The organism is Actinoplanes sp. NPDC051388, assembly GCF_055586225.1.
In genome coordinates this window covers 365446-377723 of sequence record NZ_JBVJIP010000006.1, presented here as the reverse complement: position 1 = coordinate 377723, position 12278 = coordinate 365446, and the positions used below count along the sequence as shown (strand labels likewise).

At 70.7% G+C, this 12278-nt stretch carries 13 protein-coding genes; 10 read left to right on the top strand and 3 right to left on the bottom strand.

Features of this window, described 5'->3' with window-relative positions; translation table 11 throughout:
- Positions 1-17: 17 nt before the first annotated feature.
- On the top strand, positions 18-638 hold the full coding sequence (locus ACZ6TI_RS18295; protein WP_465346236.1) for a TetR/AcrR family transcriptional regulator: 621 nt from the start codon (positions 18-20) through the stop codon (positions 636-638).
- On the opposite strand, the gene ACZ6TI_RS18290 is transcribed toward ACZ6TI_RS18295, so the two are convergent.
- The 3 genes from ACZ6TI_RS18290 to ACZ6TI_RS18280 are packed head-to-tail and all read right to left on the bottom strand — an operon-like array spanning position 628 to position 3606.
- Positions 628-1731 (bottom strand): 5-methylcytosine restriction system specificity protein McrC, encoded by a 1104-nt coding sequence (locus ACZ6TI_RS18290; RefSeq protein WP_465346235.1) that lies wholly within the window; start codon positions 1729-1731, stop codon positions 628-630. The two genes, ACZ6TI_RS18295 and ACZ6TI_RS18290, sit on opposite strands and share 11 nt — an antisense overlap.
- Before the next feature lies 1 nt (position 1732).
- Positions 1733-3196: an McrB family protein gene (locus ACZ6TI_RS18285; protein WP_465346234.1), complete on the bottom strand. Its 1464-nt coding sequence runs from the start codon at positions 3194-3196 to the stop codon at positions 1733-1735.
- Between the two features lie 50 nt (positions 3197-3246).
- Positions 3247-3606 (bottom strand): STAS domain-containing protein, encoded by a 360-nt coding sequence (locus tag ACZ6TI_RS18280; RefSeq protein ID WP_465346233.1) that lies wholly within the window; start codon positions 3604-3606, stop codon positions 3247-3249.
- A gap of 146 nt (positions 3607-3752) precedes the next feature.
- Between ACZ6TI_RS18280 and ACZ6TI_RS18275 the strand changes: the two genes are divergently transcribed.
- From ACZ6TI_RS18275 to ACZ6TI_RS18235, 9 genes are read left to right on the top strand one after another with little or no spacing between them, the layout of a single operon-like run.
- Positions 3753-4601 carry an STAS domain-containing protein gene (locus ACZ6TI_RS18275; protein WP_465346232.1) on the top strand — a complete coding sequence of 283 codons (849 nt, stop codon included), beginning with the start codon at positions 3753-3755 and terminating at the stop codon, positions 4599-4601.
- 1 nt (position 4602) lies between these two features.
- Positions 4603-5007 carry an STAS domain-containing protein gene (locus ACZ6TI_RS18270; protein WP_465346231.1) on the top strand — a complete coding sequence of 135 codons (405 nt, stop codon included), beginning with the start codon at positions 4603-4605 and terminating at the stop codon, positions 5005-5007.
- On the top strand, positions 5004-5399 hold the full coding sequence (locus ACZ6TI_RS18265; RefSeq protein WP_465346230.1) for an ATP-binding protein: 396 nt from the start codon (positions 5004-5006) through the stop codon (positions 5397-5399). The genes ACZ6TI_RS18270 and ACZ6TI_RS18265 overlap by 4 nt, the downstream gene beginning before the upstream one ends.
- A gap of 12 nt (positions 5400-5411) precedes the next feature.
- Positions 5412-6425, top strand: coding sequence for a SpoIIE family protein phosphatase (locus ACZ6TI_RS18260; protein WP_465346229.1), 1014 nt, complete (start codon positions 5412-5414; stop codon positions 6423-6425).
- Positions 6422-7777: a sensor histidine kinase gene (locus ACZ6TI_RS18255; RefSeq protein ID WP_465346228.1), complete on the top strand. Its 1356-nt coding sequence runs from the start codon at positions 6422-6424 to the stop codon at positions 7775-7777. Before ACZ6TI_RS18260 ends, ACZ6TI_RS18255 begins: the two co-directional genes overlap by 4 nt.
- Entirely contained in the window at positions 7774-9303 is a 1530-nt protein-coding gene (locus ACZ6TI_RS18250; protein ID WP_465346227.1) for a SpoIIE family protein phosphatase, read from the top strand. Before ACZ6TI_RS18255 ends, ACZ6TI_RS18250 begins: the two co-directional genes overlap by 4 nt.
- Positions 9304-9336: 33 nt before the next feature.
- Positions 9337-9873 carry a PadR family transcriptional regulator gene (locus tag ACZ6TI_RS18245; RefSeq protein WP_465346226.1) on the top strand — a complete coding sequence of 179 codons (537 nt, stop codon included), beginning with the start codon at positions 9337-9339 and terminating at the stop codon, positions 9871-9873.
- Complete coding sequence (locus ACZ6TI_RS18240) at positions 9870-10559, top strand: ABC transporter ATP-binding protein (RefSeq protein ID WP_465346225.1); 690 nt, start codon at positions 9870-9872, stop codon at positions 10557-10559. The genes ACZ6TI_RS18245 and ACZ6TI_RS18240 overlap by 4 nt, the downstream gene beginning before the upstream one ends.
- Positions 10556-12103: an FtsX-like permease family protein gene (locus ACZ6TI_RS18235; protein ID WP_465346224.1), complete on the top strand. Its 1548-nt coding sequence runs from the start codon at positions 10556-10558 to the stop codon at positions 12101-12103. The genes ACZ6TI_RS18240 and ACZ6TI_RS18235 overlap by 4 nt, the downstream gene beginning before the upstream one ends.
- Positions 12104-12278: the final 175 nt, after the last annotated feature.

The window sequence follows — 12278 nt, the reverse complement described above, 5'->3', positions numbered from 1 at the left end:
CAGCGACAATGGACGACATGACGACCGTCAGCGCTGCTGCGGGAGGCGACCTGGAGCGAAAGGCTCCGGGTCGCCCCCGCAACGCCAAGGCCGATGAGGCCATCATCAATGCCGTGATCACCCTCCTGCAGGAGGGGCAGAGCGTCGACGCCCTGTCGATCGAGTCGGTGGCGGCGAAGGCGGGCGTCGGCAAGGCCACGATCTACCGGCGCTGGGCGAACAAGGACGCGCTGCTGATCGACACGGTGCGCACCATGAAGGGCCCGCCGCCCGAGCCGCTCGGCGAGTCGGTGCGCGAGGACCTGGTCATGCTGGTGCGCAGCAGCCGTAGCAAGCGCATGGAGCAGTACGGCCGGGTCACCGCCTGCCTGCTGCCCGAGTTGTTCCGCGACGACGAGCTGCGCAAGGCCTTCCAGACCGTGGTCGAGCCGCGCCGCAACGTGATGCGCTCGATCCTGCGCCGCGGCGTGCAGACCGGCGAGCTGCGTGCCGACCTGGACATCGAGCTCACCGTGCTGATGCTGACCGCGCCGGGGATGGCCCAGAACATGCTCAACATGGTTCCGGGCGCGCCCACCGACAACTTCGCCGAGGCCCTGGTGGACGCGGTCCTGGCCGGGGCGACACCTAGGGTTTGACGGCCAGGTTCTCGATGGTCAGGCCGCCCATGGTGATGCTGGTCCGGTTCGGTGTGGCGTCCGGATGCACCAGCGCGGCGTGCGTGACGCCGAGACAGTGCGCATAGGTGAACATCTGATAGACCTCGCCGGTGCTCGGCAGCTTCTTCCACTTCCGATACTTGGCGTCGAACACGGCGACGTTCCGCCCGGCGCGCTGCACGACGAAATCCGCCCGGCCGGTCAAGCCATCGGCCAGCGGCACCGGATACTGCTTCAAGATCAAATGCCCGGGCCATCGGGTACGCAGCCACGCGCCGACGTACTCCTCCCAGATCTGCGTCATGTTGAACAGCACGCTGACTCCCGCCGATCCGGCGCCGGTCGGCAGCACCGTGCGCTCGCCCAGGATCAGCCGTGCGAGCTGGTAGACCTCGCGATACCGGCGTGGCACCGCCTCGACTCGGGGCGGTGGCCCGGTCAGCGGGGTCAGCCGGTGGAAGACCGGGCCGAGCGCCCGCAGCCGCAGTCCGAGCCGCTTGTCGGGATAGCTCAGCGCGGACAGCCGCCGGTGCGCGGCGGCGACGATCCGGTTCACCGCCAGGTCGTCGGTGAGCCGGCTCGCGGTGGTGGCCAGGCGATCCGGCCGGCCGGCGTGCGCGCTGAGGTGGATGGCGGCGGACGGCACCCCGGCGTACGGCGGGCGGGTGAAGGTCCGGCGCTCGTACCCCTTGACCAGCCCCTGACCGGCCACCCGCTCGGCCTCGCGCGTGAAGGCCAGGGCGATCAGGTCGATCAGGCCCGTGCCGTGGTGGCCGGCCGGCGCGGCGGACTGATTGAGCAGCGTGGTGCGTTCGCCGAGCCCGAGCAGCGCGGCCAGATCGTCGAAGGCGAATCGGCTGGCCACGTTCACGATCCGGCCGCTGCGCAGGCGGAAGCGGCCGACATAGGGCCCGGGCTGAATCTCGAAGGCGCCCTTCTGCGGGGTCAGCCTCTCGATCACGCGTGGCCGGTCCTTGCTCGCGGTGGCGCCCTTGGTGAGCTCGCCGAGCTCCGCCGCGTCGTCCTCGCTGAGCACGTGCGAGCTGGTCCGGTATTCGACGAGGTCGATCACCTCAGGTGCTCTCGCCGATCAGGGCGCGGACCTCTTCGTCGAGCCGGGCCAGGTCGCCGGGCTGCTCGAACCAGAACTCCGCCAGATAGGGGTGCAGCTGATAGGCCCAGATCCGCTCGGCCACCGCCGCGTCCAGCCCCTCGGTCATCCAGTAGGAATGGCCCGGACTGACCGGCGCCTCGGGCCCGACCCGGTCCCGGATCAGCCGGAAGATCCCCAGCACGAGTTCGGCGCTGTCCACCGACCGCTGCTCGGCCCAGGCGCCGAGCACCTGCTCGCTGGGCTCCAGCGGGAAGGCGTGGAAGCGCCGCCGCAGCGCGAAGTCCATCAGGGCGAGGCTGCGGTCGGCGGTGTTCATCGTGCCGAGCACCAGCAGGTTCTTCGGCACCGACAGGCGCCGCTGCGAATAGGGCAGCGTGACCTCGGCCGCGTCCCGATATTCCAGCAGGAACAGCAGCTCGCCGAAGACGGCCGCGAGGTCGGCCCGGTTCATCTCGTCGATGATCATCACGAAGGTCTCGTCCGGCGCGGCGGCGGCCCGGGCGCAGAGCCTGGTGAACACGCCCGGCCGCACCTCGTAGCGCAGCCCGCCGTCCCCGGCGACCGGCCGCAGCCCCTCGATGAAGTCCTCGTACGAATAGGCCGGATGGAACTGGGTGATCTCGATGTGGTCCGGCGAGGTGGCCAGGTGCTGGGCGAGGAGCCGCGCGACGTAGGTCTTGCCGGTGCCGGGCGGACCGTGGAACACGGCCTGGCGCATCCCGGTCCGCAGCGCGTCCACCCACTGGTCGATCTGCTCGACCGTGAGATAACAGGCCGCCGCCACCTGCTCCGAGGTCAAGCTCAGCACCGGCGGCGCGATCGCCGGCGTTGTTGCTTTGTTCGCGCGCATGAGGTTGGTCAGGATCGCGTCCGCCTCCTGCGGCGCCACGCCATGCTGTGCGCGCCAGCCGCGAAGATCCGCGCAGAACCGGGCGTAGGCGAGTCCGCTGTTCGCCCGGTAGCGGGTGCCGGTCACCGACTCCAGGCCGCGCATGGTGGCGTTGACGCAGATTCCGAATTGATCGGGATCCCGCAGGTACATCAGGTAGCTCGGCAGCGACGACCCGGCGTGCGGAAACACCGACCGGTCGGCGAAGATGTCGCCGACCAGCGTCAGGGCCTTCTCGATCGACCTGCCCCGCAGGTAGGACACCGCGTCGTCGAACAGCTGCGGGTTGCTGCCCAGCTTGGCCATGATCGCGCCGGTGAACCCCGGGGTGAAGCGGTCGTAGCGGACGCGGCCGGCCTTCTCGTGCCGGTTGATGAGCCGGCCCAGAGCGACGATCTTCTCCGCGTCCATGGCGCCGGCGTTGTCGTCCAGGAACCGCCGCGCATCGGCCTCGGCCTCGACCCGGGCCGGCACGAACCGCGGACCGAAGCTCGCACGGACGTCATCGACGACAGTCTTCGCATCACCGGGCATGCGGGACGTTGTAACAGATCAGCCGCGCGGTGCGCGTGCCGATCTCGGGCCTACGCGGTCGGCGCGGCCTGTTCCGGGGCGCTGACCGCCTCGTCGACCGTCGGGAACGTGTGCAGCACCTCGACCAGGCCGCTCACCTCGAGGATGCGCAGCACCCCGCGCTGCGGGGCGGCGAGCCGCACCACGCCACCGGCGTCGTCCGTGCTGTTCTTCGCCCGGACGAAGACCGAAAGGCCGGTCGAGTCACAGAACGAGACCTCGGCCAGGTCGAACACCAGGCGGTTCCGACCCTTTTCCAGGAGATCGCTGATCTGATCCTGGAGCTGGGGGGCGGTGGCCATGTCGAGCTCGCCCGTGACCGAGACGACGACCATGTCGCCGCGTTGCTCGGTTTGTACCGTCAGGGACATTCAGGACCTCCAGTTATCTGGCAGACGGTACCCCACGGGCGGGCCGGCCTGCAGAACGGGGCGTTAGTTCCTCTACAGCAAGTAATGCGAATGTCCGGTGGTAAAGTCCGCCCGTCGTGCGGGATTTTGCAACAGGGGAGGCACCGATGGCGTTGAGTTCGGACGAGGCGAGCCGCTTCGCCGACCTGCTCAAGGAGCACGCCGACGATCTGGTGCGCACCTGGGCCGAGTCGGTGCAGCCCACGCTGCGCGGACGCCTCAGCCATGCCGAACTGGAACGCCAGGTGGCAGAGCTGCAGCGCGGTTTCGCGGCGGCGGCCAGTGGCGGCGCGCAGGACCTGGACGCGGACTCGGCCGGCGAGCTGCGGGCCCTGCTCGGCGACCTCTCCACCACCCGCGCCCGGCAGGGCTTCTCGGCCACCGAGACAGCGGTCAGCGTGTTCACCCTCAAGGATGCTGTTCTCAAGATCCTGGAGGACGGCCACGGCACCGACCTCGCTACCCTGCGTGACTTCGTCGCGTTCTCCAACTTCGTCGACCGGGCCGCGCTCTTCACCTTCGACAGTTATGTGCGCGCCCGCGAGGCGTTGATCGCCGACCAGGCCGAGCAGCTGCTCGAGCTCTCCACACCGGTGGTCAAGCTGTGGGAGGGCGTGGTGGCCGTCCCGCTGGTCGGCACGCTCGACTCGGCCCGCGCGCAGGTGGTCATGGAACGACTCCTGCAGACGCTGGTGGACACCGGCTCGCCGTACGCGATCATCGACATCACCGGCGTGCCGGCGGTGGACACCCAGGTCGCCCAGCACATCCTCAAGACCGTGGTGGCCGCCCGGCTGATGGGCGCCGAATGCATCATCTCCGGCATCCGCCCGCAGATCGCCCAGACCATCGTGGCGCTGGGCATCGAGTTCGGCGACATCGCCACAAAGTCTTCCCTGGCCGACGCGCTGCGGCACGTGCTCAAGATCAACGACAACAAGCGACAGGCGCGTTGACGTGGAACGCGTCCCGATCCTGAAGATCGGTGACACCCTCCTCGTCTCGATCCAGATCGACATGGAGGACCAGGTCGCCCTGCAGCTGCAGGAGGACCTGGCGGATCGGATCGTCAAGACCGGCACCCACGGCGTGATCATCGACATCAGCGCGCTGGACATCGTCGACTCGTTCGTCGGCCGCACCCTGGCCACCATCGCGTCGATCTCCCGGGTGCTCGACGCCGAGACCGTGGTGGTCGGCATGCGGCCCGCGGTCGCGATCACGCTGGTCGAGCTGGGCCTGTCCCTGCCGGGCATCCGCACCGCGCTGAACGTCGAGCTGGGCATGTCGATGCTCGACCGCGGCACCGACCGGCTCGAGCTGGAGGAAGACGCGGACGAGACGGCGGCGCACGCGCCATGACCGATCGCATCACGGTCGCCACCGACCAGGATGTGGTGCGCGTGCGGCAGCTCGTCCGCACCCTCGCGGTGTCCGTCAAGCTCTCCCTGGTCGACCAGACCAAGCTGGTCACCGCCGCCAGCGAGCTGGCGCGCAACACCCTGGTCTACGGCGGTGGCGGCACGGTCGACGTCAGCCAGGTGGACAACGGCCGGCGCAACGGGATCCGCATCGTTTTCGCCGACCAGGGTCCGGGCATAGCCGACCTGGGCCTGGCGCTCACCGACGGCTACACCACCGGCGGCGGGCTCGGACTCGGGCTCAGCGGCGCGCGCCGGCTGGTCGACGAGTTCGAGATCGACACCGCGGTGGGCCAGGGTACGAGCATCACCGTGACCAAATGGTGCCGATGAACGGAGGCGGGGTTGTCGTCGTTACCGGAGGGATTACTGGACGTCGGCACCTGGTTCCGGGTCGAGGAGGCCGGGTCGGCGTCGGGCGTGCGTCGGGCGGCCGAGCGGCTCGCCACCGAGCTCGCGATGCCCGAGCGACGCCGGGCGGATCTCTCCATCATGGTGGCGGAGGCGGCCGGCAACCTGGTCAAGCACGCCGAGCAGGGCGTGATGCTGGTCCGGGCGGTCCGCGACGTGGAGGTCGCCGGGGTCGAGATCATCGCGGTGGACAGCGGACCGGGCATGGCCGACGTCGCCCATTCGATCGGTGACGGCCACTCCACCACGGGCACGCTGGGCATCGGGCTGGGCGCGGTCCTCCGGCAGGCCAGCTGGTCCGATCTGTACTCCGTACCCGGGAAAGGGACCGTCCTCGCCGCTCAGGTCTGGCCCGCGGCGGCGCCCGCGCCCGCCTGGGCCGCCGGAATGATCCGGCCGCTGACCGGCGAGACGGTCAGCGGCGACGGCTTCGCGATCCGCGCCACCGATGGCCGGCGGCAGGTCATGGTGGTCGACGGGCTCGGGCACGGCCCGCTCGCGGCGGCCGCCGCACAAGAGGCGAGGCGCGTGTTCATGGGCGCCGCACCCGGCACACCCGCCGCCGTCGTCGAGGCACTGCACAAATCACTCGGACACACCCGCGGCGCCGCGCTGGCGGTCGCCGAACTCGATCAGGACAGGGGCATGGTGCGGTACGCCGGGCTCGGGAACATCTCCGGATCGATCTTCGGGCCGGACGGCAGCCGTCGCGGGCTGGTCTCGCTGCCCGGCATCGCGGGCCATCAGCGGCGCCAGATCCGAGCTTACGACTATGCATTTCCACCAGGATCGGTGCTGCTGATGCACACTGACGGGGTGGTGGACCGGTGGCACCCGGAAGACTATCCGGGCTTGCTCGGGCGATCCCCTCAGGTGATCGCGGCCAGCGTCCTGCGCGACGCCGGCATCCGGCGCGACGACGCGGGCGTATTGGTCGCCCACTCATGAACCGGCCGCTGTCGGAGCACCTGATCCGGGTCCGGCTGCGCACCCAGCAGGACATCTTCATGGTCCGGCAGCTCGGTCGCGAGGTGTCCCGCGAGGTCGGGATGGAGTCGCAGGACCAGACCCGGATCGCCACGGCGATCAGCGAGGTGGCTCGGATGATGCTGTCCCCGGGCAAGGACACCGAGGTGGTGTTCGCCGTGGGCCGGGATCGGGTACCTACCCTGCTGGTAGAGATGGTGCTTCCGGCGCCCGGCGACGAGGCCAGGCTCACCCCGAAGCTGGAAGCGGTCGGCCGGCTGGTCGACACGATGGAGGTCGGCGATGTCGAAACGGGAACTGTGGTGCGAATGTCACGGCGACTGCCGACTGGCGCGCAGCCTCTGACACCACGAGCCATGGACGACATTCGCGCACGCCTCGACAGCCATGTGCCGGGAACGCCGCTGGACGAGCTGGCCGTGCAAAATCAACAGCTGATCGCCGCCCTGGACGAGGTGCGCGCGCAGCGTGACGACCTGGCCCGGCTCAACGCCGAGCTGGAAGAGACCAACCGTGGCGTGATGGCGCTCTACCACCAGCTCTCCGACGAGCTGGAGGAGACGAACCGGGGCGTCGTCGCGCTCTATGCCGAACTGGACGAGAAGTCGGTGCAGCTGCGGGCGGCCAGCGAGGCGAAGACCCGGTTCCTGGCCAATGTCAGCCACGAGCTGCGCGCGCCGGTGACCGCGATCATCGGGCTGGGCCGGTTGCTCACCGACGACGGGTCCGACCGGCTGACCGATGAGCAGAGCCGCCAGGTCGATCTGATCCGCACCTCCGCCACCGATCTGCTGTCCCTGGTCAACGACCTGCTCGACCTGGCCAAGGCGGAGGCCGGCCGGCTCGAGCCGGACCTCGCCGACGTCGACCTGCGGGCGGTGTTCGGGCAGCTCCGCGGCACTCTGCGGCCGCTCGCCACCCGCCCCGAGGTGGACTTCGTCGTGGAGGAGCCGGGCATCGCCACGCTGCGCACCGACGAGGTCCTGCTCGCTCAGGTGCTGCGCAATCTGCTGACCAACGCGATCAAGTTCACCGCCGCCGGATCGGTGCGGCTGAGCGTCGCGCGCTCCGGCGACGACGCCGTCTTCGAGGTCACGGACACCGGCACCGGCATCCCTTCCGAGCTGCACGAACGCATCTTCGAGGAGTTCTATCAGGTGCCCGGCAGCACGGCTCTGAGCGGCAAGGGGACCGGCCTCGGCCTGCCCTATGCCCGGCGGCTGGCCGGCATCCTCGGCGGGGCCCTGCACGTCGTCTCGAAGCCCGGCACGGGCAGCACCTTCACCGTCAGCCTGCCGGTCGGGTCGCCATGACAGGCGCCTCGATCCTGGTCGTCGACGACAGCGCCACCAAGCGTTACCTGCTGGTGAGCTGGCTGACGCGGGCCGGTTTCGCGGTGCTCGAGGCGGAGACGGGCACGGAGGCGCTCGCCGTGCTTCCGGGCGCCGACGTCGACCTGGTGGTGCTCGACGTCAAACTGCCCGACATGAGCGGTTTCGACGTCTGCGAGAGGATCAAGACCGATCCGGTGTACGGCGTGCTGCCGGTCATCCACGTCTCGGCGCACGCGGTCGACGTGGTGGACAAGACGCAGGGCCTCAACCGGGGCGCGGACGCCTATCTGGTGGAGCCGATCGAGCCGGACGAGCTGATCGCGACCGTGCAGGCGGTGCTGCGTTACTACCGGGCCCGGCAGCGGGCCGAGTCGCTGGCCGCGCGCATGATCAAGCTGGCCGAGACCACACTGGAGATCAACTCGGCGTCCACCCTGCCCGGCCTGCTGTGCGCCGCCGCCGAGGGTGCGCACGCGATCTTCGGCGGTCCGGTGGTGGTGCTCTCCGAGTCGTCCGACGGCGACAGTCTGGCCGCGGTCGGCTCGCCGCCGACCGTCCGGCCCTGGTCGCTCGACGAGCGCATAGTGGCGGTCGGCTCGCTGGTGCGCACCGACGATCCGGCCGACTGGGACGTCGTCGAGTGGCCGGAGGGCGAGTCGGTGGCGGTCGCGGCCGCGCGTCTGCGCATCGACCGGCCGCCGGTCTATGTGGCCGCGCCCAACAGTGCCCAGAGCCCCGGCCATCCGGTGCTGCGGCAGCTCGCGCAGGCGGTCGCGGCCGCGGTCGAGGCGCAGCGGTCCTATGACGAGGAGCACCGGATCGCGGTCACCCTGCAGCGCAGCCTGCTGCAGTCGCGGCTGCCCGAGGTGCCCGGCATCGAGCTGGCCGTGCTTTATGAGCCGGCCGGCGCGCAGACCGAGGTGGGCGGCGACTTCTACGAGCTGACCATGCTGGACGGCAAGCTGCTGGTGGCGATCGGCGACGTGGCCGGGCACTCACTGCACGCGGCCACGGTGATGGCCGAGCTGCGGCACGCGGTGCGGGCCTATGCGGTGGAGGGTCACCCGCCGGGGGCGGTGCTCGATCTGGCAAACCACTTCATGCGTACGGTGCTGCCGACCGACTCGGCCACCGTCTGCCTGCTCACCATCGAACCGGCGACCGGCAACGTGCGCCTGGCCAGCGCCGGGCACCTGCCGCCGCTGCTGCGCACCATCGAGGGCGTGCGCTACCTGGACGTGCGCGGACCGCTGCTGGGCATCAACGCGAGCCGGCCGATCGATCTGGAGTTCACGCTGCCGCCCGGCGGCACCCTCGTGCTCTACACCGACGGCCTGGTGGAGCGCCGCGACAAGGACATCGACGTGGGTCTGGCCTCGCTGGCCCGATGCACGGTCGATGTCGAGGCCGACCTGAACGCCTTCTGCCGCCGCCTGCTCGCCAGCCTCACCGGCTCGGGCCAGCAGGCCGACGACATCGCGGTGGTGGCCCTGCGCCGGGGTTGACTTCCGCTATTCATTGAGTGAATAGTACCCCGCATGTCCACGCCACATGTGTTGCTCGGGCTGCTCGCCGCCGGTCCCCGGCACGGCTATGACCTCAAGCGCGCCCACGACGAGCGCCTGCCGCGGGCCAAGCCGCTCGCGTTCGGGCAGGTCTATGCGACCCTCGGCCGGCTCGAGCGGGACGGCTTCGTCACGCCCAGCGGGCACGATCGCGAGGGCGGGCCGGACCGCACGTCCTATGCACTGACCGAGTCCGGCCGCACCCAGCTCGACGACTGGCTGACGACGGTGGAGACCCCGGCGCCATATGTGGTGAGCACCCTCTTCACCAAGGTCGTGGTCAGCCTGCTGGCCGCCGACGAGCAGCGCGCCCGGGACTACCTGATCGCCCAGCGCGCCGCACACATGCACCGCATGCGCGAGCTCACCGCGCTGAAGACCACCCCCGGCGCCGGCCTCGCGGACGTCGTCGCCGCGGATTACGCCCTCGCCCACCTGGACGCGGACCTGACGTGGCTGAACACCACCCTGCACCGGGTCGCGGAACTCTATTCGGAGGTGCACGCATGACAGTCCTGCTCGAAGGCTCCGGCCTGATGCGGTCCTATGGCAACACGCCCGCCCTGCGCGGCGTCGACATCGCGATCGGCGAGGGCGAGATCGTCGCGGTCACCGGGCCGTCCGGCTGCGGCAAGTCGACGCTGCTGCACTGCCTGTCCGGCATCCTGCCGGTCGACGAGGGACACGTCCGCTACCGCGACAAGGACATCGCGCTCTGGCCGGAGGCGGCCCGGTCCACGCTGCGGCGCACCGAGTTCGGCGTGCTGTTCCAGTTCGGACAGCTGGTGCCGGAGCTGACCGCTGCGGAAAACGTGGCCCTGCCGTTGTTGCTGGCCGGCGCCCGGCGCAAGCCCGCCCGGCAGGCGGCGCTCGACTGGCTGGACCGGTTCGGCGTCGGCGCGCTGGCCGACCAGCGGCCCGGCGAGATGTCCGGCGGCCAGCAGCAGCGCTGCGCGGTGGCCCGGGCGATGGTCACCGAGCCGGCCGTGCTCTTCGCCGACGAGCCGACCGGTGCGCTGGACGTGCTCACCGGCGAACACGTCCTCACCGAGATCGTGACGGCGGCCCGCGCCCAGCGGATGGCGATCGTGCTGGTCACCCACGAGAGCCAGATCGCGGCGTACGCGGACCGCGAGGTGGTCCTCCGCGACGGCGTGGTCGACCCCAGTGGCCTCGGCGTCGGGGTGCGCTCATGACCCTGGCCACGCTGTTCCGGCTGGGCCTGGCGGGCAGTCGCACCGACCGCCTGCGCACCGTCCTGACCGCCGCCGGCTCGGCGCTCGCGGCCGTGACGCTGCTCGCCGCCGCGACCGTCGCTTCGATCCGGGGCGGCGCCTGGGCCTCCGTCGGCAACGATGGCGCGCAGGAGCTGACGCCCGGCTCGTCGCAGTATTCGAGCGCGCTGCTGGCCGAGTCCGGGCTGCGCCCCGGCGTGGTGGTCGCGCTGATCATGCTGGCTCTGCCGGTGCTGGCGCTGGCCGGTCAGTGCACCCGGCTGGGTGCGCCGGCGCGGGACCGGCGGCTGGCCGCGATCCGGCTGGCCGGCGCGACGCCGCGGCAGGCGGTGCTGGTGGCGAGCGCGGAGACCGCGGTGGCCGGCCTGGTCGGCTCGGTCGCCGGCTTCGGGTTCTTCCTGCTGCTGCGGGTGCTGCTGGACCGCCGTGACAGCGAGGGCAAGCTGGCCCTGCCGACCGATCTGCTGCCGGCGCCGGTGGTCATCGTGGTGCTGCTGCTGATCGTGCCGGTGCTGGCCGCGCTGATCGGCGCCGTGCTGCTGCGCCGCGTGATGATCAGCCCGCTGGGCGTGCTGCGGCGCCACCGCACCGGCTCACCGAAGCCGTGGCCGGGCCTGCTGATCGCCGCCGGCCTGGTGCTCTTCGACGCCCCCTCGCACCTGAAGGAAGGCACTCTCAGCCCGAAGGTAGCCGGCTCGATCATGGGCGTCGGGGTGCTGGCCACCATGATCGGCGTGGTCCTCGGCACCGGCTGGCTGTCCTTCACCGCCGGTCGCATCCTGCACCGCCTGGGCCGCCGCCCGGCGGTGCTGCTGGCCGGCCGGCGCCTCATGTCAGACCCGTGGAACGGCAGCCGCACCATGGCCGCGCTGCTCTTCAGCGTGGTGGCCGGCGGCATCGCGCTGGGCTACCGGCAGAACATGATGACCGAGTTCGAACTCTTCGCGAAGCTCAACGAGATGTCCGCGGCGGACGGCCTGGAGGGCGGCGTCGGCGCCGGCACGGACTCGTCCTTCTATCTGGGAGCGATGCGCCTGGTGCTGGTCGCGGTCGGCATCGGCCTGCTGGTCGCTGCGGCCGGCGTCCTGGTCGCGATGGCCGAGAGCATCGTGGCCCGCCGCCGCGCCTACGCGGCGTTGACGGCGGTCGGCGTGCCACGCCGGGTGCTGTCGGAAAGCGTGCTGTGGCAAACTTTCACGCCGCTGCTGCCGGCGGTGGCGGTCGCCCTGACGGCCGGCATCGGCATGGCCCGCCTCCTGGGCACCGAGGTGACGCATGCCGAGTCGGGAATGGTCTGCCGAGGCACCGAGGCCCGATGCGCAACCCAGGACTCCCAGTTCCTGGACTTCGTCACGATCCGCGAGGTGACGCTGCAGATCCCGGTGCCGTGGTCCGGCTTGATGACATTGGGAGCAATCGCCGTCGGCGCAATGCTGCTGGCGGCAGCCGCCGGAATGCTGGTCCTCAAATCAAGCACCGACCTGGAAGAACTCCGCGCCGGCTAACCCAGCTGCGCTTTTCACACCAGTGGGCACCGTCGAGGCCGGCTGCGCTGTCCGCACTAGCGGTCCCTATCGTGATCCCGCTGCGCCGTCTGCGGCTGTGCCGCCTCGCCCGCCGGGATTTGGTCGGCCGGACCTGCCTGGCGGGCCCGGCGGCCGGATGGCCGCCGGGCTTGGA